Below are 579 nucleotides of genomic sequence, written 5' to 3'. Positions count from 1 at the left end.
CGCTCGGCTGGATCTTGGACGGGGAGCCGACGAGTAGTGATCAGCGGTGGGCGATGCACACCGGCGTGGAGTGGCGCCACAGTCCGCTGCGCAAGGTCCGCTCGTGCAGGCGTGCGCCGTTCGAGGAAGGGGTCGATGAGGTGGGGCTGACCTTCGCCGGGCGCGAGGATGGTGGTGTGGACGTCGGGATCAACGGCACCAAGACCTGCGGGAGCTGGCATAGCTGCCTGCCGTGCGGGTCGCGGATCGCGGTGCACCGGGCCCGGGAGCTTGAACAGGTCTTTAAGGTCTGGGAGAAGCTCGGGAACTCTGTCGCGATGGCCACGTTCACGATGCGCCACCACAGCGGCCACGAGCTGCGGGACCTGATCGAGGCACAGCGCGCCGCGTGGGAATCGGTGACCTCGGACCGGCCTTGGAACGCCGACCTCGATGAGATGGGGGTGGCCCGGTTCCCCACGATCGGCTCGACTGGGAAGACCCGGATGATCAAGGGTGTCATCCGCGCTTTCGAATGCACCTACGGTGACGAGCACGGCTGGCACCCGCACTTCCATGTGTTCTTCCTGGTCGAGGGCG

The 579-nt window shown here is 66.8% G+C and carries 1 protein-coding gene; it reads left to right on the top strand.

All coding sequences use genetic code 11. The features are described 5' to 3' along the window. Positions 1 to 53 precede the first annotated feature (53 nt). Positions 54 to 579 (top strand): protein rep (locus tag FVA95_RS29260; RefSeq protein ID WP_161992536.1); only part of this gene is annotated, 526 nt, incomplete at its 3' end.

The organism is Pseudonocardia sp. EV170527-09, from assembly GCF_008369905.1.
Classification (GTDB): domain Bacteria; phylum Actinomycetota; class Actinomycetes; order Mycobacteriales; family Pseudonocardiaceae; genus Pseudonocardia.
Note: the sequence above shows the minus strand (reverse complement) of the source record. Positions and strands in the feature narration are given on the sequence as shown.